Origin of the sequence: Sphingobacterium sp. MYb388 (genome assembly GCF_037479535.1) — a bacterium.
Classification (GTDB): domain Bacteria; phylum Bacteroidota; class Bacteroidia; order Sphingobacteriales; family Sphingobacteriaceae; genus Sphingobacterium; species Sphingobacterium anhuiense.
In genome coordinates, this window is sequence record NZ_JBBGYV010000002.1 from 1114250 (window position 1) to 1137482 (window position 23233).

Consider the following 23233-nt stretch of genomic DNA (forward strand, 5'->3'; position numbering starts at 1 on the left):
CTGAAAAAATTATGGATAAGTATTATCAAAATAAAGAATTAGTTTTTAAAACGCGTTGGATGACAGCAACTGGATTTTACTTCGCCGAAGCGGAATTGCCAGAAGCATCTTTAACAGCATATTTAAATAATTCTGAAGAATCAGAAGAACATATTATTTTCATCCCTTTTAGTCAAATAAAAAGAGCTGTACCACTTTTTGATAATCAGCCACCATTGCTTGATATTGATGTATTAGATCCAAAAGATTATCAAGCTGTAGTTGCAGACTTTGAGAATAAAGCCCAATTGAAAGAAGCCATTCAGGCAATTGAAGAGCAATCAGGGCTTAGAGAAACAGTAGAAGTTATAAAAGACAAAACCTGGATACGTAATTTGCTTTATACAATTGCAATTGCTTTTTTCGGTTTTTCGCTGGTGATGATGGCAAGGGAATTAGAAAATGGCGAAGTGCCTGATACGAGTGGTAACAGATCGGGTTTCAAAAGTGTTTTAGCTGCTATTGCAGAGCAGTTGGGTTTTATGGGCAGTGCTGCATTAGCTATAGTATTGTTTTCTGGTTTCGCATACTTTACTTACACGATATATAAAAGTTCAAATACAACAAGAACTGTCTGGAAAAAGTAAGGCTTATCCATGACTTTCTGATGAACTAAAATCATGTTCAGCGTTAAGGATAAATGAAAATTGTTTTCAACTATTCTTTAAAATTAAAAAAGTGGCTAACTCTTGCGAGTAGCCACTTTTTTAATTTTAAAAGGTGCTTTGACCTTTATTCAACCTCATTTTTATTCAAGAAGACAAATTGACCATCAAATACGTCCAATTGGATTACCGCATCTTTATTTACTTTTCCTGAAAGGATTTCTTTCGAAAGTTCATTCAGGATGCGTTTTTGCATAACACGTTTCAATGGCCTTGCACCATAGATCGGATCATATCCTAATTGCGCTAGCCAATCCATAGCATCATCCGAAGCAGTGATGAAGATATTTTGCTCAGCCAATTGTTTTTGAATATGGCTAAATTGCATCCGTACGATGCTTGCAATTTCATTTCTGCTTAGAGGTGTGAACATGATGATTTCATCAATACGGTTCAGGAACTCTGGGCGAATTGATTTTTGTAAAAGCTCAAAGACTTCACCTCTTGTTTTTGCAATAACCTCATCTCTGTTATTATCATTCAACTGCGAGAAATTCTCTTGAATGATATGCGATCCGGTATTGGAAGTCATGATGATGATCGTGTTTTTGAAATTCACCGTTCTACCTTTGTTATCTGTTAAGTGACCATCGTCGAGTACTTGCAGTAAAATGTTGAACACATCAGGGTGTGCTTTTTCAATTTCATCCAAAAGTACGACAGAATATGGACGGCGGCGAACAGCTTCAGTCAATTGTCCACCTTCTTCATAACCTACATATCCTGGAGGCGCTCCGATAAGTCGGGACACTGCGTGACGCTCTTGGTACTCGGACATATCGATTCGGACAAGCGCATGTTCATCATCAAATAAGAACTCAGCTAGTGCTTTTGCTAACTCCGTTTTACCCACACCGGTAGTTCCCAAAAAGATGAAAGAACCAATGGGACGCTTAGCATCACTAAGTCCCGCTCTTGAACGGCGGATAGCATCAGAAATCGCTTCAATCGCCTCTTCCTGTCCGGCAACCCGTTTATGTAATTCCTCTTCTAGAGAAAGAAGCTTATCGCGCTCAGACTGGATCATCTTATTTACAGGAATGCCGGTCCATTTAGATACCACATCAGCAATGTCTTCAGAAGTCACTTCCTCTTTTAACATCCGTTTGCTATCTTGCTTTTCAGCTAATTCTGCTTTTAATTTTTCGACCTTATCCTGCGCATCTTTGATACGGCCGTAGCGAATCTCAGCTACCTTTCCATAATCGCCTGCACGTTCCGCCTGATCAGCTTCCTGCTTATAATTTTCTATATTTTCAATCTCCTGGTTGACACTGTCCACCAACGTTTTTTCTGACTGCCAGGATGCACGTAAAGAATCGCGTTCGGCAGATAGATTAGCGATCGTTTCAGAAAGTTCACTGACTTTCTTTTCATCATGCTCACGCTTTATTGCCTCCCGTTCAATTTCGAGTTGCATAATACGGCGGTTCAGTTCATCTACAGCTTCAGGAACAGAGTCCATTTCAAGACGTAATTTAGAAGCCGCTTCATCCATTAGGTCAATCGCTTTATCTGGTAAGAAACGATCCGAGATGTAGCGGGTTGACAATTCGACAGCGGCAATGATTGCTTCGTCAAGAATGCGCACTTTATGGTGCGTTTCGTAACGTTCTTTTAATCCGCGCAGGATTGAAATTGCATCTTGAGTCGTTGGCTCGTCAACCATTACTTTTTGAAAACGACGTTCCAATGCTTTATCCTTTTCAAAGTATTTTTGATACTCGTTCAATGTTGTTGCACCAATAGCACGAAGTTCTCCACGTGCTAACGCCGGTTTTAAGATATTGGCTGCATCCATTGCACCCTCACCACCACCAGCACCAACTAAGGTGTGGATCTCATCGATAAACAGGATGATTTCACCGTTACTGTCTGCAACCTCTTTGACAACAGCTTTTAATCTTTCTTCAAACTCACCTTTGTATTTTGCACCGGCTATTAAAGCCCCCATGTCCAAAGAGAATACGATTTTTGATTTCAAATTCTCGGGCACATCACCATTGATGATGCGGTGTGCAATACCTTCGGCAATAGCGGTTTTACCAACCCCTGGTTCACCCACCAAGATGGGGTTATTCTTAGTTCTACGGGATAAGATTTGCATCACGCGACGAATTTCTTCATCACGGCCTATCACAGGATCTAATTTTCCCGATTCAACAAACTCGTTTAGATTACGGGCATATTTTCCCAAAGCATTGTAGGTAGCTTCGGCATTTTGATCCGTCACTCTTGTGTTGCCACGTAGTTCTTTGATCGCTAATTTAAGATCCTTTTCATTTACACCTTGATCCTTCAGTAGACTAGATGTTTTATCGCCTGCATTTAGAATACCTAGAAGTAGATGCTCTACAGATACAAACTCATCATTAAACTCCTTCAAGTAGCTTTGCGCTTTTTGCAAGGCCGAATTTGAGGTGTTACTCAAATAGACATTTGTGCCGCTGACTTTCGGGAATGCCTGAATTTGCTTATCCAGTTCTCCACTTAAGTAAGGGATATTTACATTTAATTTTTTTAACAGATGACTGATTACATTTTCATCAACTGTTAGCAAGGCTTTAAGTATATGTGCGGTCTCAATAGCCTGCTGTTGATTGCCTGTGGCAATCTCCGAAGCTTTTTGAATCGCCTCTTGTGCTTTAATTGTATAGTTATTGAAATTCATGGTTTTATTTGCTTTTTGATTTGATAATTGGATAACAATCAAAATGCCATATCTGTTTTTATTCTTTTTTCGGAAAAAATGTCTTGTATTTTTATTGTGAAATGACAAAATTTCATGTTTGTGTGTTTTGCCGCGATGGGTTCCGATTTGAATTGAAAATAAATGGCTTGATTTTCAGAAAATTATTAAAAATATGAAAAAAAATGCCAGGAAAGTTTGATTTTGTTGTCAAAGGTTTCGATATTTGCACCATCATAATTCGAAAGGGTTATTTAAAAAAGCCTCTTTAGCTCAGCTGGTAGAGCAACTGACTTGTAATCAGTAGGTCATTGGTTCGATTCCGATAAGAGGCTCTTTTTTAACTTTCACACATGATGCCTCCTTAGCTCAGCTGGTAGAGCAACTGACTTGTAATCAGTAGGTCATTGGTTCGATTCCGATAGGAGGCTCAAAAAGGTCAATCTCAAAAAGATTGACCTTTTTTGTGTTTATACTGATCGAAAGATTTAATGCCCAATTATTTATAGATCGTGTGCTTTATATAAATTAAATTTATACCGGCGATGAACCGGCATAAATTTAATTTTATTGAGCTTAAGCACCTATAGGCTTGATTATATAGTGGCGACCTATTTTTGTTTCAAATGAAAACCTTTCTCCTGTCTTACTTACGGCTATTTGCTTACCATTTTCCATCACTTGTATTTCTTTTTCTTTCCAAGGATTGTGGATCTGGCATTTTGTGCCTTTTTCACTATAAATGGACAGATTTGTTATGGTAGTGTCATCATAATCTGCAGAAACTAAAAAGGCACCTTTAGTCCGTAGGCGCGTAAATGAAGCGCTTGATTTTACCCAGTTGGGAAATATGTACAACGTGTTATCAAGTGTTTGAAGCATCATTGAGTTGACCGTTTCAACTAGGGCTGTTTTTTCCGAAGCATGATGGCCATCTGTAATCAAGAAGTTTTTTTGAGCACCGCTGGCCAATATGCTTAGGTTTTTAATAATTATTTCAGGGGAGAAGCCAACGCGTGCAGCCATAATATAACCGCTTAGACCTAACGCATTCATTGATCCTTGAAATCCATTTTGGTCAACTTCATAGTATTCAACCGTATTTTTAGCTATCTGTAAAGAATCTGGATCTGAAAGTAAATCGAGGACTTCGCAGGGGTAGACCGGATGCATTTGTATCATGTGGTTTGGCAGATCCCATCCTGCTTCATTTTTTGCAAAAACAGGCAAGCCTTTATTCGGTGTCTTGGTCGGCTGTACTACCTTGTATTTAGGGAGGTGATCGAGAATATCCTGCCAAAGCATTCTCCGGTTTTCATCCACATCCAATAACTTACTATACTTGAGAAGTAAGCTGAAGGTTTGCTTGACGAAACCTAGATCGGAGGGAGGATTGAGATCCCAGGAACTCTCATGTGCGCCAGTAGTGATACTGTATCGATAAGTATCACCATATGGCTCCTTTTTCAGGTAATCTTCATAGAAATCACCACATTCTTTAATAAAGGGGTAAGCTCTGTTTTTTAAAAAATCCAAATCACCAGTATATTCATAGTACCAGCTGAAGAGTGGTACATTGAACGGCGCATTCATCGTTTGTTGCCAGTAATAATTGTAAGGTATGCCAATTCCCAGTCCACCAACTAAGAAAACAGCTCCTCTAAATGATTTCCCAGCTAAAGAAGGATGGACAGTTCCCATGTCATTTTGCGCACGTCTTCTTCCATCAGGTAAGATTGCTTCAATGAAGTTGTAAAAAGGTTTTGCAATTTCGGGTCTATTCGCGGAGAAGACGCTATAAAATCCAGCTTGGCTATTATAATTTAAATGGATATCACCATGATACATCATTTTGTCATCCATATTCCAGACACCATACATGCCGCCACATGCCGGGGAATGTTCGTTATAGGCAGAAGCTAGAAAATAGATCGAACTTAAGTACTGTCTGTTGATCAATTCATCATTTGTTTCCACATATGACCTATTCCACATATCCTTCCACCATGCTATTTTTGTATTTCTTAAAGCATTTAAACGGTTATTTTGCAAATCATGAAGTGTTTTATATGCGTTTTCCATCTGTGCATCGTTCTTCATACCGCCACCCGATATGTAAGACAGTACATAGACAGTTTTTCCAGCTTTAAGAGTAAAGTGCGTATTGGTCTGGGCTTGGGATTCTCTACTGCAAATTGATGATGCGCCAAGAACCTTAGTCGATATACCGGCTTTAGAGACCCATCTTACATCTGTAGTTTTAGTTTGTCTAGTTACCTGCGTTACGTTACTGTTCACATCGGCTGTTGTGCCATATGTTGCCGATATGCTATCGGCATAAGTATCTACAGATATTTTGATTGGAGTTTTTGTGTTATTTACCAGTTCAGTGACTAAAAGATTTTCATTAACAGATATCCAGCTTTTCATATGCACAGGTTGTGTTGTTGCTGTACGCATGCGCAATTCATTACCTAGTTGGTCCATCTCATACTTAAAACCAGCGCTTATCGGTGATTCTACGGTTATTTTAACCCCGCCAACAGGAAGGGCAGCGGGGCCGGATCCGGCCCAGTCCGACCAGCCATCTGTTACAAAATCGACTTTTGAGATTCTGAAAGTCTGGCTGTTTTCAGCAGTATGGCACACCACACCAACATCACCATTGCCTATATAAGGTCCAATAGGTGCATGATTACTGCGGATACTTTCATAGCTAAAAGGTGCGTTCCAGACGGCAGTCATTAAGTTTTTTTTACTTAAAAAGAATTGATTATCTGCATCAGAATTTTTTATCAAACTTCTCTTTTGCTGTGATTGTGCACGACTGCCTATATTATGAGATGAATTGACGTTTTGTTGCGCCTGACTTGAAAAACTTAATAATAATATACAACAGGTTAGATTTCTTTTTATCTTCATTATATTTTGAGAGGTTACAGTAGTAGGGAATTTAGAGTTTAGTTATAAGTTTTGGAACTATTAGAACCGATATAAAGATTCAATATATTTTTTCAAAATACTACCTTTATATTTGCCAATAATGTTACTTTTTTATCATTATCAGGTTGTGGCATACTGCACCGATCAAGTCCAAAGTAACAACTGGCTTTAGCCTTAATTTTGATGTAGGGTCTTAGCTATGCCACTAATCATTTGGGATGGTTTAAATAGAGGTGTTTTCAGTGTCAATTATCGGACACGGAGATGAGATGAGTTTTTGCATGTTCCCATTTTTTAAAGCTTAAGATTGCGAAGTTGTGATAGCGTAGCGTATGGTCGTTTTGCAAAATCCCTTGTTATAACAAAAAAAAAGGGTTCCATACATATGTATGGAACCCGTTGTATATCGATACCGGTTATTATTAAAAGTTTGGTTTTAATAAATACTTGTCGTAGAATCTGAAAATATGATCTGCGGCTTCTTCCGCCGTATCAACGATGCGGTAGAGTTTTAGATCTTCTTCGCTGATGTAGCGTTCACCTAGCATTGTGTTCTTGATCCAGTCGAAAAGGCCACACCAATATTCGGAACCCACTAACACGATCGGGAAGCGTGCGATTTTACCTGTCTGGATTAATGTAATTGCTTCAAATAATTCATCCATTGTTCCAAATCCGCCCGGCATAACAATATACCCCTGCGAATACTTCATGAACATGACTTTTCTAACAAAGAAATAGTTAAATTCAAGAAGTTTATCACGGTCAATATATCTGTTGTGAAATTGTTCAAACGGCAATTCTATATTTAATCCTACTGATTTACCGCCGGATTCATAAGCTCCCTTATTTGCAGCTTCCATGATACCGGGGCCACCTCCAGATATAATTCCATAGCCACGTGCAGTTAATAAACTTGCCACATCGACAGCCATTTGATAGTATTTATGATCTTGTGGAGTTCTTGCAGATCCAAAAATGGAAACACAAGGACCAATTTTAGCTAATTTTTCAAATCCATCTACAAATTCGGACATGATCTTAAATATTTGCCACGAATCTTTTACTTTTATCTCCTGCCACGTTTTGTTTTCAAAGGCACTTCTTATTTTGTCGTCTTTTGTAATATCCATGCTATACTCTTATTATAAAAATTACTGTTCCTTTTCATTTGAAGGGAATACAAGATAAGGAATATTTTTAATTTGAACAGTTTCTTTAACTATTATATTGTTAAATTTGTGCCATGAATTTTTCTTCTAAATTATTAGAAAACGCTGTATCCGAGTTTGGACGTTTACCTGGAGTAGGTCAAAAAACTGCATTGCGACTTGTTTTACACCTGTTAAAGCAATCGGATGCTGAAGTTGCACGATTTACATCTACTATTAATCAATTGAAAGAAGAAATTCAGTATTGCCATATCTGTTTTAATATTTCAGACTATCATGAGTGTGAAATTTGTACCTCTCCAAAGCGGGATCATTCCATTATATGTGTCGTGGAAGATACGCGTGATGTGATGGCGATTGAAAATACCAATTCTTACCAAGGAATCTACCATGTACTAGGGGGACTTATTTCACCAATGGATGGGGTAGGACCGTCTGACTTGAAGATTGACGGTTTGGTCGACCGTATGCGTAAGCAAGATGTCAAGGAGGTGATATTGGCATTAAGTGCTACGATGGAAGGAGATACAACGATATTTTATTTGTATCGTAAGCTCAAAGAATTTAATATCCAGGTCACCACTATCGCACGTGGTATTGCTTTCGGCGGTGAGCTTGAATATGTCGATGAATTGACCTTAGGAAGGTCAATAGCGACGAGAACATTATATGAACGACCGACGTTCTAAGGGTTAGGATACCGTATTATTTTGATTGTAAAAGCTTTGTTACCCGACGAAGCTTTTTTTTGGCCTGCTTTTTAGTGAAAAGTTGTATTTTAACAGATTATTAAATCTAACACAACCAAACTATCATTTATTAAATAAGTATGAAAGAAAAAAATAGCTCCAGAAGAGATTTCTTAAAGAAATCCATCACAGGAGCAGCGGCATTTTCAATTGTCCCTAGATTCGTATTAGGGGGACAAGGATATTTGGCTCCAAGTGACCATTTAACGAAGGGCATCATTGGCGTAGGTTCAATGGGGCGTGGTCATTTTGGATACGCGGGAACAAAAACAGTGGCGATATGTGATGTCGACACAAGACATTTGGCTCTAGCGCAACAGGCTTTAGGTGGCGGAGTTAAAGAACATCATGATTTTCGTGATTTAATTAAAAACCCTGAAGTAGATATCGTGCATATTGCAACTCCTCCGCATTGGCATGGTTTGATGTCTTTGGAAGCAGCGCGTGCAGGAAAAGATATCTGGTGTGAAAAGCCGATGACACGTACTATCGGTGAAGGAAAACGTGTCAAAGAAGCGATCGCACAACATGGTAATATGTTTAGATTAAATACCTGGTTCCGTTTTGCCGATAATTTCTACGGAATGAATGTTCCGGTTAAAAAAATTAAAAAATTGGTAGATACAGGTATGTTGGGTTGGCCGTTGAAAGTAACGATCAGCAAGCATACTGGTTTTGACTGGAAATTTTTCTGGGTAGGGAAAGAAAACCTTCCTGTTGAACCGGTACCAGCAGAATTGGATTATGAATTATGGTTAGGTCCTGCACCTTTCAAACCTTATAGTACGCATCGCGTGCACACAACTTTTAGAGGATACTGGGATTATGATGGCGGTGGTCTTGGTGATATGGGCCAACATTATTTGGATCCTGTTCAATATTTCTTAGGAAAAGATGGCGAAAGTCCTGTATCGGTAGAAGTTGATGCGCCGCAACAACATAGTGATGCGGTCGGTACCTGGAGAAGAATTGTTTATACATATGCTGATGGCTGTCAGATTATTTTAGATGGTGAAGGTAAAGATGAAGGCATGGCTTATATAGAGGGACCTAAAGGGAAGCTGTATAAAGGCTTTGTGTCTGATATACCGGATATGGAAAGAAAACTGGCACAATTTCCTGAGCCAGCACCACAGATTACAGATTTCTTGGAATCGGTACGTACACGCGAGAAATTTGCATTAAATGAAGAGAACGGATACCGTTCATGTACATTGGTCAACATGGGCTTGATCGCCTTACGTTTAAACCGCTCATTGAAATTTGATTCTACAAAAGATGAGTTTATCAATGACGATGCAGCAAACCGTTTAGTTTATCAACCGATGCGTGGCCCTTGGTCAATGTAATTTTCTAATCTATCTAAAATGAAAAAAGTTTTTAATACGATATCTGCCTTATTAATACTTCAAGTGGCAGCATATGCACAACAACCCCAAAATAGAACGACTGCTACTAAAATAGCTGATGTACTGGGGCAACAACCTGCCGAAGAAAAGGCTAAGTTTTTATACGCGATGAACGAGTTGGAAAACTTTACATCAAGTGAAATCGCGGCGATGCTAAATCAATTGAAACCGCAGGGCCAAAACAATGCGCAAGTAGAGTATGCCACAAATAGCTATTCTTTCTTTGTTAACCAACCAGGCAAAGAAAAACAGAAAGAAGTATTTGTACAAGGTCTATTGGATGCATTGGGTACGGTGAAAGAGGATACCAACAAAGCTTTTGTATTGCGTCTTTTACGTCAGTGTGCAACGAACGCTGCTGTGAGTAAAGTAGCTACTTATTTAAATACACCGTATTTAGCTGATGGTGCGGCACGCACATTGGTCTCAATCAATACGAAAGAATCAAGCGATGCATTAGCACAAGGATTAGCGAAAGTAACAGATGAAAAATGTGCAGTTGCGCTCGTGACCGCTTTGGGAGATGTTAAAAATCAAGATACCGAGACGGCTATCATCGCTTTGATCGATAAGTTCAAATCGGATAGCTTCAAACGTACTGCTTTGATTGCCCTGAGCAAAATTGGAGGAACAGCAGCGCTTCCGATCTTTGAAAAAGAGCTTAAAACTGCAAATTATAGTTATGATAACCTGAATGGTATCGGTTTAGGTCTGGACTATGCCGAATCTCTAATTGAGAACAAAAAAAATAAAGAAGCAATTGCTTATTTAAATACTTTGTTTGCTGAGGCTTCTAAATTGAAAGCAATCAATGCACAAGTAGGATCGTTAACTTTATTGACAGGATTGGATGCTAAAAAACAAAAGAAAAACTTGTTTGCGGCGGCTCAAAACGAAAATAATGTCTACCGTCACGTTGCTTTAAATCTATTGCACAAATACGGAGATGCAAATGATACTAAAAAACTATTAGGATTAGCAGCGAAATCAAGCCCTACTGTGCAAGAATCATTATTGAACTATATTGCTCAAAACGGTTCGATAACTCAATTAAAAGCAATCGAAAAAATTGTTGGTAAGTCTACAGATGCACATGCTAAATTAGCGGGTCTCTCGGCGATCAACCTCCTTTCTAAAGGTGCTGACTCGAAAGCTTTAATTGATAATTTGTCTACAGATGCGCAACTGAATGAATCGATCAAAGCACTTTTGTTAAGTTCAAAAAATGAACAGACAATGGACGTGATCAACAATTCATTAGCAACTGTTGATGATGCTAAGAAAATCCAATTATTGGACATTTTGAGCACAAGGGCAAATGCTAATTCTTCGCAAGCTGTATTGGCTTTGAATAGCACCAATGCTGATGTAAATAAAGCCATCAACAAGGCTTTACCAAATGTTGCACAGGAGAAAGATCTAGAAATACTTGTTAATTTATTGACAAAAGCGGATGAGGCTTCAAGCAGGAATTTAGAGGTTGCGATTGCAAATGTGATCCAGTCTAGTCCTAACAAAGAACAACATATCCAAAAACTTGCCGCGAATATTTCCCGTTCTGCAGCACCTAGTGCAACCAAATTCTTTCCAATTTTTGCCAGACTTGGCGATCAGGAGTCTTTGAATGCGGTTACGAATTATTTGAAATCTGATAATCCTGCTCTTCGTGATGCCGCTGTTTTAGCGATCGCAGACTGGTCGACTCCTTTAGCATTAAATGAGCTCATCCAGTTGTCAAGAACAAACTTATCAGGTGGTTTAAGTGAAAGAGTATTTGCTGGATTGATCAAGAATATCAATAGATCAAGCGAAACAAACGATCAGAAGACCCTTTTATTGAAAGATGCTTTTGCAGTTGCTAAAAATAACAACCAAAAAAGAACTGTTTTAGGTTCTCTACAAAGTACGGGCACCTACCAGGCAGTTGTATTTTCAGGTAAGTTTTTGAAAGATCCGGAACTGAAGGGTACTGCCGTTAACACTGCAATGAACATTGCTTTAGATAATAAATCTTTTATAGGTTCTGACGTCCGCAACATCTTGAATGAGGTGATCAACAATTTAAGCGGAAGCGAAAGTGCATACTTAAGAGAAGCTGTTGTTAAGCACCTTGCAGAAATGCCTAAATCTGAAGGTTTTGTAAGCCTGTTTAATGGACAGGATCTGACGGGCTGGAAAGGTCTAGTCGCAAACCCGATTAAAAGAGGTCAAATGACTGAGAAGGAATTGGCTGCTGCGCAGGTAAAAGCTGATGAGCAAATGCGTCAGGGATGGGCTGCTAATAATGGTGAATTGATCTTCAACGGTAAGGGAGATAACATTGCTACGGTTAAACAATATGGCGATTTTGAGATGTTGGTTGACTGGAAACTGGATAAAAACGGTAAAGAAGGTGATGCGGGGATTTATCTTCGTGGTACACCACAGGTTCAGATCTGGGACATCTCTCGCGTAAAAGATGGTGCTCAAGTGGGTTCTGGTGGTCTTTATAATAACCAAAAGGCTGAATCAAAACCATTATTGGTGGCGGATAATGCCCTTGGTGAGTGGAACACGTTCAGAATTAAGATGGTTGACGACAAGGTGACAGTTTACTTAAATGGTAAATTGGTTACCGATAATGTGCCTTTAGAAAATTATTGGGATCGCAATCAATCTATTTTCCCTACCGAGCAGATTGAGTTGCAGGCTCATGGTACGGTGGTGTCTTATAGAGATATCTACGTAAAAGAGCTGGCTAGAAAAAATGTATTTAAATTGAGTGACGCAGAAAAGAAAGAAGGTTTTGAGGTGTTATTTGATGGTACAAACTTAGATAAGTGGACGAAGAATGATGGTTATGTGATCAATGATGAAGGATATCTTAGGGTGGTGCCAGACGCTAAATTCGGCGGTAATCTTTATACAAAAGAAGAGTATGGAGATTTCATCTATCGTTTTGATTTCAAATTGACGGAAGGTGCAAACAATGGTGTGGGCGTCAGAGCTCCTTTAGAGGGGGATGCCGCTTATGCTGGTATGGAAATCCAAGTGTTGGATAACACTGCAGATATCTATAAAGATTTGAAACCTTACCAATACCATGGTTCGGTTTATGGTGTTGTAACGGCAAAAAAAGGATTTTTAAAACCAGTAGGCGAGTGGAATACGGAAGAAATCGTTGTAAAGGGTAACCGTGTTAAAGTTACTTTGAATGGTACAGTGATTCTTGATGCTGATATTGCAGCGGCAAGCAAAAATGGTACTTTGGATGGTAAAGATCATCCCGGTTTAAAACGTACAACGGGTCATCTTGCCTTCTTAGGACATGGTTCGGAAGTATTCTTTAAAAATATCAGAGTAAAAAAATTGAAATAAGGGTTATACCTTTTCATTTTATAAGGTCCTTATTACTTAAGTAATAAGGACCTTTTTTTAACATTAAACCAAGAACGATGAGTAGTTTTCGGTAGCTCCATCGTGCCACTCAAGGTATATTTTATGGTTGAAAAAAAATATATTTCAAATGCTATCGCTTAATGTGAAGCAGCTTTTGAAAAGAAATTCATTATAATGACTCCGGCAACAATCAAAACAATACCAATTACTGCTGGAAGATCTAGTGATTGTTTGAAAATAACAACCGAGATAACAGTTGTTAAAACAATACCGATACCACCCCAAGCTGCATAAGCAATACTAAGAGGAATAAATTTAAGCGCCAGGGAAAGAAAATAAAAGCAAGCTATAAAGGCCAGAATAGTGACAATAGATGGAATTAACTTTGAAAACCCATTGGATACTTTTAAAAAACTACTACCAAGTAATTCAAATGCAATAGCTAAGCCTAAAAATAAATATTTCATTTTTTATATGATTAATAATCATACAAAGGAACGGTAGATTGAGATTGTTTTTTTTGATATATATCAAATTCAGTTAAAATTTCAATACAAACTATCATTATTTTTTTCTGATCCGGCTTAATGTTTCCTGAGTAATACCAAGATAAGAAGCGATATGTCCTAGCGAAATGCGCTGTGCCGCTGCGGTTTCATTCTTCAGCAGCGTATTGTAACGCTCTTCAGCAGATTCAGTCTGTAAAGAAATGGCACGCTCCTCTAATATTTTGCAATATTCTTCCGCTAATTTTCTCCCAATGGTTTCCATTTGATGATATTTTTGATAAAGCTCATTCATATCTTCTCTGGAAATATAGTAAATAGAGGAATCTTCTAAAAACTGAATGCTCTCTAAAGAAGGAAGATTGAAGAAAAGAGGAATCACTGAACCTAATATCATATTTTCGATACCAAACCAAACATTGATCTCCCGATCTTCTTTATTGTAAAATGCGCGCACAATTCCTTTTTCAATAACAAACATATTGGATACAACTTGACCCTGTTTAAGAAAAAAATCACCCTTTTGTTTGGTCATGAATTTAGTTCTCTTAATCAATTCTTCCTCAAGATCAGTATGAATTGGTCCGTATTTTTTTAGCTGTTGGATTAATAAATTCATATTTTCTGTATTACTTCCCTATATTATTAAAACTTGCAAGTGCCGGTTTTACCGCTTGCGTAAGAACGCATTGCAACATAAGGAGTATCTATAAAAGATAAACGTTTACAAAACAAACCATATGTTGTCATGAGGTTTTAAATATACCTATCGAAGTTGGAACTACCAATCTACAAAGTGAATTTATTGATGTCATGTAAAGCACAAAATTCCGCATGTTTATTTGTAATTCGTAGATATTCTATCTTATTTCCAAAAATCATATACCTGCTAATTGCTAATTTTCATCAACTGATCTTACGATTTGATTCTTGACTCCGTTACATAAATCTTTGATTTGAGAACAGCATACTGCTCGAACTATAACAATTTTATCGTTGCTGCAACAGAGAGCTTTATCCTGATAAAAAATCTAGATCAGTAACTAGCGTAAATATGTTGATATTTAGTTTAGCTACACGATTCCATATTTGATCTTGTTAATAGGGAAGCTCTTCGCAGTGAAAGCCTTTATCCTGCAATAGTCCAATGATAGATTGTGGATTTTCCTTTAAAGTATCGATGCGTAAGATACGATCGCAATCCTGTAGATCGAAATTCCATCTGCCCGGTGTGCAGTGTTCATTTAAACCATATTCTAAAATGAGAATGTCTTTTTCAGTTTCTACTGAGGTTTTAAATACATAAATCATGCAGTTTTTAATTTTAAATTTTTAATACAATCTGTTATAATCCTTTTTTTCCTTTTAGCCAATATCCTTGAGTAGTTATACGGTTTACACCGTTTCTTTTAAGGGCCTTTCGAAAAGCTTGAACGGAAGTGACATTGCCAACTAAAGTGTAGCTGGCATGAAGCCAGTTTTCATGATGAAAAATAGGGAGATCATCGATCCATTCCGCATTGGCAAACGATCCATTTTTTGGAAAGATACTACAGTTTTCTAAGCCCAACAGCTCAGGAACTTCTTGATTTGAATCGTCTAGTTCTAGATAGAACTGGAAGGAATGATTGTTTTTTTTGAGTGTGGGAAGTAGCGAACAGGCCAATCCCAGCGAAGTTTCATCGCCGAAGAGTAACTGATGCTGAAATTTTGGGTTATACACTTTATGCCCCCTCGGACTACTGATATAGAGATGATCACCAACGCTTAAAGCGTCTGCATAACTGCTTCCGGGACCATTATTGTGAATATGAAAGATAATATCCACAATACCCAGTTGCATATCATGATAGGCAATCGTATAATTCCGGTATTCGATTTCGTTTACACGGATCACACTCGCATAGCCAATCTGGAAATTCATTTTGGAAAGGTCGCTCTGAAAACGCACCTTTTTAAGATGGGGGCTGAGGTAAGTGGTGCCGATCACTTCAGCACGCTGGCCAACGAGACTCTCTAGTATTCCGCCTGCCCATTTGGGTAGTGTTGATATCATGGTATTGCTTTTTTGTTCATGACAAAGAAACAGCTAATTTGTAACGCAAACAATGGAGCAAAGGAAGAGCGTATTGGACTAATCGCGGTTTTTGTTCCGAAAGGATAGTGCCGACATTCCGGTGACTTTGCTGAATAATCTCGAGAAGTAGGGGTAATCCTCGAAACCTAGGGCATCGGCGATTTCTTTTACTGACTTGTCAGAATGATAAAGCAGGCGTTTGGCTTCTAAAATGATACGCTGTTGGATATGATAGGATACAGGGTAGCCGGTGACGTCTTTGACACATTCATTCAGATAGGGGGTAGAGATATTGAGACGCATAGCATATGCAGCAGGTCTTTTTATAGCGAGAAAGTCACGTTGCAGGGAAGCCTTAAATGCTTTTGTGATAATCTCAGATCGGGAAAGTTTGTCGACAGGTATAGCGCCCTCGAGGTACATCGAAGTCAAGAGCCCGATCAAAGTATTACAGCTATCTTTTAGCAAGGATTGATGTAACTGCTTTTGTTTACGGTCGGATAATGTAATGCATAAAGAAACGCTAGTTTCCAAAATAGAAAATATTTCCTCAGAAAGTCGAAGCGGTTTTAATGGTGTCATTTCTTCCAGCAATTGCAGATATTCTGGATTTATATGTTCACTATTAATCCCCAAAAAACTGCCACCTACTTTTTTCATCGCCACAATGCGATGTACTTGATGTGGGTGAATATAGAGGATGGAGTAGGGGGTTATCGTATATTGCTGAAAATCAATTTCGATTTCGGTGGTGCCATTTTCCAACAGAAAGAAGGAGTGATAGTCATCCCGATGTGATCGTCTTGCATCATCCAGATTCATGAGGTCCTGTTCATCGAAAGATGCTTTGGCTATAATAATTCCCGAACTGAAAGCATCAGTCATTGTTTTAATAGGAATGGAACTGTTTTTCTTACGCATAATGCTAACGACTATATCTTAAAAGCTGAGCACAGCACACGCTGTTTGGTATAAAAATTTATAAAAAATAGAAACACGCAATTGAAATAACGGTATTTTATTCGACAATTGTTCTAAAAGTGAGATTAATCCTTGGAGAGTGAATCTTTTTAGTAGGTGGCAGTCGATGTAGCCAATGGGATTGCGTCTCATCTTTCATGACCAATAAACTGCCATGTTCTAAGATCAATCCTACATTTTCTTTCGTTTGTTTATGCTTAAAAGCAAATTTACGGACAGCCCCAAAACTCAATGATCCGATAGCACCATTTTTCTTTAAATCTTTTTCGCCATCACTGTGCCATGCCATACCCTCATCCCCGTTATGGTAGAGATTTAATAAGCAAGAATTGAACGTTTCTCCCGTTGTTCTTTCAACTATTTCTTTTAATTCCAGTAATTCTATTGACCAAGGAAGAGCATGCTTGGTTGTATTGGAATAGGTATACTCAAAAGGTTTCTCACCGTACCAAGCGACTTTTCTTTTCGTTAATATATGTTTACCAAAAATAACGGCTTCATCGTTACGCCATTCGATGGCTGTCAATAGTTTTTCATAAAAGTAATCTGCACGTTCCTGTCCCACTACTTTCCCATAATAATGTACTGTTCCGTCCTTTGGAAGCCAATTTTTCGTACTATCAATCGGATATTCAAATAATTCCATACATAATGTTTAAATGGTGGTGCTTCGTATTATAATTCCTGCTGTGTTTTGGCACTTTCCCATCCTATAATAGCTGTTTTTCGAGTTGGTCCCCACATGTATCCTCCTGTTATGCCAGAAGATTGGATAATGCGGTGGCACGGAATAAGAAATGCAATGGGGTTACTGCCAACAGCTGTGCCAACAGCTCTAGCTGCTTTTGGATTTCCGATCTGTTCTGCTATTGTTCCATATGTAGCCAGTTTCCCCATGGGAATTTTGAGTAAACTCTCCCACACACGCAATTGAAAGTCGGTGCCTTTGAGATGTAATTTAATCTGTGAAAGAGCAGACCAATCGTTTTGAAAAATGGAGAGGGCATTTTGTTGCAGATCATCATCCCGTTGCTGAAATAGGGCATTTGGAAACTTAGCCTGTAAATCGGTGAAAGCTTTTGCTTCATTACTTTCAAATGCGATATAGCATACTCCTTTGACTGTAGATGCAATAATTATTGGGCCAAAAGGACTGTCTGCATAACGGTAATTGATCTTGAGAAATTGACCTCCATTTTTATATTCAGCAGGAGTCATACCTTCGATATTGATAAATAGATCATGTAAACGGCTGCTGCTCGAAAGTCCGGTATGGTATGCGGCATCAAAGAGTGTAAGTTCTTTGTTGTCATCAAGCAGTTTCTTGGCATATTGCAAACTGATGTACTGTAAAAATTTTTTAGGACTTGTACCTGCCCAGTCAGTAAAGAGCCGTTGAAAATGAGCGGGGCTTAAATGAATTTTTTCAGCGACTTCATCCAAGTTTGGCTGTTCCTTAAAATGATGTTGAATATATTCGATAGCTGAAGCTATTCGATTGTAGTTGAGATTTGATTGTGTTTCCATTTTCATTTTAATTTATACCCAAATTTCATCATGATTGTCGCTGTTTACAATCCGAAACATGCGGAGTTTTGATTAGGCCTGATCATTTTAACCATTTTGTAATTGATAAATGGTACATTTTTTAAAATCACTTCCTGCTCCTTTACGGTTGTAAATCCCATTTTTATAAAAAATGGTTTTGCCGTCTTGCTTACATCTGCCGTTAAACGATCGGTGTTCAGTCGCCTTGCCTCTGCTTCTATATATTGGTAGAGCTGGGATGCTATTTTTTGACCCTGGTAATCTTTATGAACAAAAAATAAATCAATATAACCACCTTCAGCTAAGGTGCAAAAGCCGACAATACTGTTGTTTAACGCTGCTATGAGTACATACTGCTCAGTTAACACCTGAGTCCATCGTTGCATATTCTCACTGCTGGAGCTCCAAACCGCTACCTGCTCTGCGCTATAATCTTGGATGCAAATGCGCTTAATAGTATCGACAAACAGTTCCTGCAGGGAAACAATATCATGAAGGGTGCCAAATCTAAACGTAATTTTTTCCAAAATATACTGGTATAATGTTTTTCCTTTGATTGTATGGGCTACTCTAGACCATTCTTTTTATTGATATGATGTACTGCTGATTGATGAGTCAAACTTAATAATATTGTCTTTTATATCCAAAGTACTGGCTTGACAATTCATGTTCATTGCGCAAATTGCTTTACTATTATTTGCAATACGCAGTGATTTTAGATTTTTGATGATGAGGTTTTTTAGTTTTAGTCACAAAAAAATATCAGGGTGCTGCTGTGGGCTGTTTCACCGTAATATAGGATTTACCTAAAGATGCTGGATGGAATGAAATGGGGAATATGTGCGTTAGAAATTATAAAAAAAGCAGCGTTTAATACTATTAAACGCTGCTTTTGTGTGTCCCCGAAGGGAGTCGAACCCATATCAACAGAACCGGAATCTGCAATTTTATCCATTAAACTACAGGGACATGCTAGCAAAGATATACTATTTCATGAAAAATGAAAATAGCTAAATGCAATCTCTTGCCAACATCCTCATCTTTAGTCAATAAGATTTAAAGTTACATTTACTGAAATGTCTGGAGTACCGCCACCAATGCTTTGGTAGCTTGAATTGTTCCAGTCTGCTGCGGTAACCTTCGTTTTATTTAGACCGTGCATCAAGACAATTTTCATTGGAATAGCACTTGCTTTGTCTAATACTTTCCAGTTGCTTTTTAAACCTACCTGTTGATCTAAATACGTAAAGGTGATCTGCTCCTTTGTAGGGCCTACGAAGAAAAACTGATGCTCATCGGCATCGTCAGAAATTTCCTGTTGTACCTCATGTCCATCAAAATCTTTTAATTTGATATCTAAATCATAGTTGCCTTTTTTTAAGTTTAGCGACTGTGGTTTTGTATCGGTAGCATCGATGATAACTTCGACTTTGGCATTTGTTGTTTTTTCTGTAAAACTTAAAGTCATGGTTTTCATTTCTTCATTATCATGTTCGTGGACAGGATCGTCTTTTTTACATGAGTTGAAAAGGAGAACTGCTGCGATCAGTACTAATTTGCTGCTGTTAATGATTTTTTTCATGATAGCTGTATTTGTTATGATTAGAATGTGTAATTAATTGTCAACTGTATATTTCGGCCTACACCATGACTGTAATAACGGAATAGATCTGTGTAAGATTTGTAGGTGCTATTGAATATGTTTTCTACCAAAAGGCGAGTTTGCAATTTATTGTTGCCAATAAGAGAGCCTAAACTAATGGAACCATTGATAAGCTGATACGCCGATGGTGCGGGAGCCATCTCCATACTTGCTGTTGTTAAAAACTGTTTGGCATAGATTTCTTGACCTAAGGCAAATTTCACGTCATGCATCCAGTTCGTCTTTCCCTTTGTTGTAAAAGCGATTTCATGTGTATACGATAGGGGCGGAATAAGAGGCAGATAGTTTTTGTCATCTAGGTTACGGGCGTAGATAAATGATGTGTTTGCACTGTAATCTAAATGTTCACTGATGGCATATTTTCCCTGTACGTCAATCCCGGCCAATAATGCATTGTTTTGACTATACTGCCAGATCGGAAATGTACCTGAAAGATTTTGTACGTATTCTTCGGTCGGTTTTACGTAAATGTAATTATTGATGTAGTTAGCATAGATGTCAATGTTTAAGAAATTTTTCTGCTCATGGATATTTAAACTGGTGATCCACTTTAATCCTTTCTCTGCTTTTAATGCTGCATCTCCTCTTTCATAGCGTGCTGTACTTTGGTGTACGTTTTGGCTGTACAGTTCTTGTGCAGATGGAGCTCTCCAGGCAAGTCCTAAGTTTGATTTAAGAGTCATATGGTTGTCGACAGTATAGGATAAACCGAGGTTGGTCGACAAGTTATGAAACTGATTGTCGCCACCATAAGCTTTACCATAAAAGTCATACCCTGCAGCATCGAAATTCTTAAAATCATAACGAGCTCCTAATTCGTAGGCCAATCGGTCTTTTTGCCATTGATATATACCGTATGCTCCGATATTAAAGGCATTGTAATTAGGAATTAATGGGGTATTAAAAGTCCCAGCAATATTATTGTTAACTTGTGTCTGCCCCTGAAGGCCTGTAATAAATTTTTGATTTAAGCCCTCAATAGTATAAGATGCATCAAGTGCATGTGTCCGTAAAACCATATCCATGCTTGGAATTGCGCTACGGCCTGCACGTCTTTTATCATATTCCTGGCGGTGGTTGTTCTGGTAAGCATATTTTATGGATAAGGTTTTAGCATCGCTCAAGCGCTGGCTGTAAGCAAACTGAAATACCTCGTGTTTAACCTCTTGACGGGGAGCATCAATTTGGTATGAGAATCCGAAGAGTTCGCTGGGATACGGTCTCCCATAGGCTAGACGTTCCTGAAAAGAAGTAATATCGCCGATATGAGTAGAAGATAAAATGCCCGCTTCATTGTGATATTGTTTATAGGAAGCTTCAAAATTAGCGTCTTTGTATTGATAATTTACTGCAGCATTTAGGTTGTAAATGCGCTGCCCGGTATTGTTCAGATAATAATCGGGAGTTTTTCGATTACCACTTTTGCTGTAGTTTCCATTGAAAGACCATTTCAGTCCCGCTATGGGAGTGATGCCCTCCAGGTTTAATGCGCTTTGCATACCTCTGCCATTTGTGAAACCGTTTAGACTGACTTGCCCTCTAAGACTATCAATTTTATTCCAGGGTTTGGCGGATAGCAGAATTGCTCCACCTAATGCTTCGCCACCATAACGTAAGCTTTCTGCTCCCTTTACGACCGTAATCGCATTCGCCGCGTACACATCAATTTCTGGAGCATGGTCATTACCCCATTGCTGACTTTCGAGTTTCATACCATCATTAAGTATCGCCAAGCGATTGCCATAAAGACCGTTAATAATGGGCTTATTGATGGTAGATCCGGTCTGTAGGAGATGGACTCCGGAGATGTTTTTTAAAACTTCTGCTAGCGAACGGTTTTTATTTTCAGTTAAAGCTGTCGCATTGACCTGTTGTGCAATCTGTGTTTTGGCGGCAACCTGATAACCGTAAACCTGTGTCTCGGCGAGTCTCTTAACGTCTTTTTTTAGTCTTATCAGTACGGGACGGTCATTTTTCACATAAGTAGTGTCATTTTCGTAGCCAACGAGTGAAGTCACTAATTTTATCGGGAAGTTCTGTTCAGTACTAAATTGAAATTCACCCGAAAAGTTGGAAGTTATCGCTTTCTTATGGCCTTCGTAGTGAAGGTTAGCTCCATGAATGGGACTGGTGTTTTCTAGCGCAATGATCTTTCCGCTTATTTGTCTTTTTTGCGCAAATAGGCTGTATGAAGGCCATAATGAGATGAATACGGGTGCCAATATAGAGATGACGCTGAACTGTTTTGTCATGCTTAAATTAAATTACGCCTCAAAAATACAACATTGTTGCATTAAATTAAAATAATAATGCAACAATGTTGTATATAATTTAAAAAGTCATGGTTTATACCGTTTTATAGTACAAATGGATTACCCCTTTATTTTTTTGAACCGTGGAGATTGGTCCAAATAATCAAAGTGGTACAGTTATCAACTAACGAATAAGTTAACTGTAAAAAATTAGGGTTGTGATTTTAGAGTTGTAAATATCCGATTAGGAACGGGGATGATATTGGGTAATCACGCTCTGTAGATAATCGCGGTCGATATGGGTGTAGATTTCTGTAGTTGTGATACTTTCGTGCCCCAGCATATCTTGTACGGCGCGTAAATCTGCCCCACCTTCCACAAGATGAGAAGCAAAGCTATGTCTAAAAGTGTGCGGGCTAATGTTTTTTTGAAGACCAATTTTTGTAGCCAGCTCTTTTATGACAATGAATACCATAACACGAGATAAAGCAGCTCCACGCTTATTTAGAAAGACAAAATCTTCCTGCCCCGACTTGACTTTAATGTGCGGTCGGACTTCATTGATATAAATTTTCAAGTATTTAATGGCTTGGCTCCCGATTGGAATCAGACGTTCTTTATTACCCTTTCCTTCAACTTTGATAAATTCTACGTCTAAGTAAAGATTTGATAGTTTAAGACCTACCAGCTCCGAGACTCGAAGTCCACATCCATACAACACTTCCAGAATTGTTTTGTTGCGCATACCTTCGGGAGTTGATAAGTCGATGGCATTGATAAGTTGATCGATTTCTTGGATGTTAAGCACACTAGGTATCTTTCGTGCAATTCGAGGGGCTTGAATTAATTCGACTGGATTATTTTCCCAATCGTATTCCAAGAGTAGGAAATTATAAAATGTTTTAAGTCCTGACAATAGGCGTGACTGCGTGAAGGGAGAAATACCAAATCCATTTATCCAGATCAGGAAGCGCTGTATATCCTTACTGGTTATTTGTTGCAATGTCAATTTATTTTCTTCACTGTATACTTCCAGTTTGGAAACATCATTGAGGTAAGCTTCAATAGAATTATCGGACAGACCGCGTTCAAATTTCAAAAAACGGCCGAATTCTCGTTTTAAAAGCAACCAATTATTTTCTTCCTTCATGCATAACAAAAA

The 23233-nt window shown here is 38.3% G+C and carries 18 protein-coding genes and 3 tRNA genes; 6 read left to right on the top strand and 15 right to left on the bottom strand.

Annotated features, from left to right (window positions below):
* Positions 1-11: 11 nt before the first annotated feature.
* A complete protein-coding gene (locus tag WH188_RS10435) occupies positions 12-626 on the top strand; it encodes a hypothetical protein (protein WP_021189931.1) in 615 nt (204 codons plus the stop codon).
* Positions 627-771: 145 nt separating this feature from the next.
* Here WH188_RS10435 and clpB read toward each other — a convergent pair whose 3' ends face one another.
* Positions 772-3375 carry an ATP-dependent chaperone ClpB gene (gene clpB / locus WH188_RS10440; protein ID WP_183912061.1) on the bottom strand — a complete coding sequence of 868 codons (2604 nt, stop codon included), beginning with the start codon at positions 3373-3375 and terminating at the stop codon, positions 772-774.
* Positions 3376-3655: 280 nt separating this feature from the next.
* Between clpB and WH188_RS10445 the strand changes: the two genes are divergently transcribed.
* Together WH188_RS10445 and WH188_RS10450 are read left to right on the top strand one after the other, a co-directional pair.
* A tRNA-Thr gene (locus WH188_RS10445) sits at positions 3656-3728 on the top strand.
* Positions 3729-3751: 23 nt separating this feature from the next.
* A tRNA-Thr gene (locus WH188_RS10450) sits at positions 3752-3824 on the top strand.
* 145 nt (positions 3825-3969) lie between these two features.
* On the opposite strand, the gene WH188_RS10455 is transcribed toward WH188_RS10450, so the two are convergent.
* Complete coding sequence (locus WH188_RS10455; protein WP_339423899.1) at positions 3970-6315, bottom strand: glycosyl hydrolase family 95 catalytic domain-containing protein; 2346 nt, start codon at positions 6313-6315, stop codon at positions 3970-3972.
* Between the two features lie 443 nt (positions 6316-6758).
* A complete protein-coding gene (locus WH188_RS10460; protein ID WP_037526690.1) occupies positions 6759-7463 on the bottom strand; it encodes an LOG family protein in 705 nt (234 codons plus the stop codon).
* 119 nt (positions 7464-7582) lie between these two features.
* On the opposite strand from WH188_RS10460, the gene recR reads away from it, so the two are divergent.
* The 3 genes from recR to WH188_RS10475 all read left to right on the top strand — a co-directional run bounded on the left by recR (position 7583) and on the right by WH188_RS10475 (position 13023).
* Positions 7583-8197 carry a recombination mediator RecR gene (gene recR, locus WH188_RS10465; RefSeq protein ID WP_021191006.1) on the top strand — a complete coding sequence of 205 codons (615 nt, stop codon included), beginning with the start codon at positions 7583-7585 and terminating at the stop codon, positions 8195-8197.
* 140 nt (positions 8198-8337) lie between these two features.
* A complete protein-coding gene (locus WH188_RS10470; protein WP_132772727.1) occupies positions 8338-9606 on the top strand; it encodes a Gfo/Idh/MocA family oxidoreductase in 1269 nt (422 codons plus the stop codon).
* Positions 9607-9624: 18 nt separating this feature from the next.
* The gene (locus WH188_RS10475; protein WP_339423900.1) at positions 9625-13023 is read left to right on the top strand and encodes a DUF1080 domain-containing protein; all 3399 of its coding nucleotides are present in this window, start codon (positions 9625-9627) and stop codon (positions 13021-13023) included.
* 158 nt (positions 13024-13181) lie between these two features.
* Here WH188_RS10475 and WH188_RS10480 read toward each other — a convergent pair whose 3' ends face one another.
* The 12 genes from WH188_RS10480 to xerD all read right to left on the bottom strand — a co-directional run bounded on the left by WH188_RS10480 (position 13182) and on the right by xerD (position 23221).
* Positions 13182-13511 carry a DMT family transporter gene (locus WH188_RS10480; protein WP_132772730.1) on the bottom strand — a complete coding sequence of 110 codons (330 nt, stop codon included), beginning with the start codon at positions 13509-13511 and terminating at the stop codon, positions 13182-13184.
* A gap of 97 nt (positions 13512-13608) precedes the next feature.
* Positions 13609-14169, bottom strand: coding sequence for a Crp/Fnr family transcriptional regulator (locus WH188_RS10485; RefSeq protein WP_132844726.1), 561 nt, complete (start codon positions 14167-14169; stop codon positions 13609-13611).
* 479 nt (positions 14170-14648) lie between these two features.
* A complete protein-coding gene (locus tag WH188_RS10490) occupies positions 14649-14861 on the bottom strand; it encodes a hypothetical protein (protein WP_021191783.1) in 213 nt (70 codons plus the stop codon).
* A 34-nt stretch (positions 14862-14895) separates the two neighbouring features.
* On the bottom strand, positions 14896-15606 hold the full coding sequence (locus tag WH188_RS10495) for a siderophore-interacting protein (protein WP_339423901.1): 711 nt from the start codon (positions 15604-15606) through the stop codon (positions 14896-14898).
* Positions 15607-15684: 78 nt separating this feature from the next.
* Positions 15685-16548: an AraC family transcriptional regulator gene (locus WH188_RS10500; RefSeq protein WP_132772735.1), complete on the bottom strand. Its 864-nt coding sequence runs from the start codon at positions 16546-16548 to the stop codon at positions 15685-15687.
* A gap of 97 nt (positions 16549-16645) precedes the next feature.
* Entirely contained in the window at positions 16646-17254 is a 609-nt protein-coding gene (locus tag WH188_RS10505) for an alpha-ketoglutarate-dependent dioxygenase AlkB family protein (protein WP_132844720.1), read from the bottom strand.
* Positions 17255-17283: 29 nt separating this feature from the next.
* Positions 17284-18135 (bottom strand): methylated-DNA--[protein]-cysteine S-methyltransferase, encoded by an 852-nt coding sequence (locus WH188_RS10510; RefSeq protein ID WP_339423902.1) that lies wholly within the window; start codon positions 18133-18135, stop codon positions 17284-17286.
* A 44-nt stretch (positions 18136-18179) separates the two neighbouring features.
* Positions 18180-18683 carry a GNAT family N-acetyltransferase gene (locus WH188_RS10515; protein WP_339423903.1) on the bottom strand — a complete coding sequence of 168 codons (504 nt, stop codon included), beginning with the start codon at positions 18681-18683 and terminating at the stop codon, positions 18180-18182.
* Positions 18684-19053: 370 nt separating this feature from the next.
* A tRNA-Arg gene (locus WH188_RS10520) sits at positions 19054-19125 on the bottom strand.
* A 73-nt stretch (positions 19126-19198) separates the two neighbouring features.
* On the bottom strand, positions 19199-19738 hold the full coding sequence (locus WH188_RS10525; RefSeq protein ID WP_021191776.1) for a hypothetical protein: 540 nt from the start codon (positions 19736-19738) through the stop codon (positions 19199-19201).
* 20 nt (positions 19739-19758) lie between these two features.
* Entirely contained in the window at positions 19759-22071 is a 2313-nt protein-coding gene (locus tag WH188_RS10530) for a TonB-dependent receptor (RefSeq protein ID WP_339423904.1), read from the bottom strand.
* 244 nt (positions 22072-22315) lie between these two features.
* Positions 22316-23221 (bottom strand): site-specific tyrosine recombinase XerD, encoded by a 906-nt coding sequence (gene xerD, locus WH188_RS10535; protein WP_021191774.1) that lies wholly within the window; start codon positions 23219-23221, stop codon positions 22316-22318.
* Between the last annotated feature and the right edge of the window lie 12 nt (positions 23222-23233).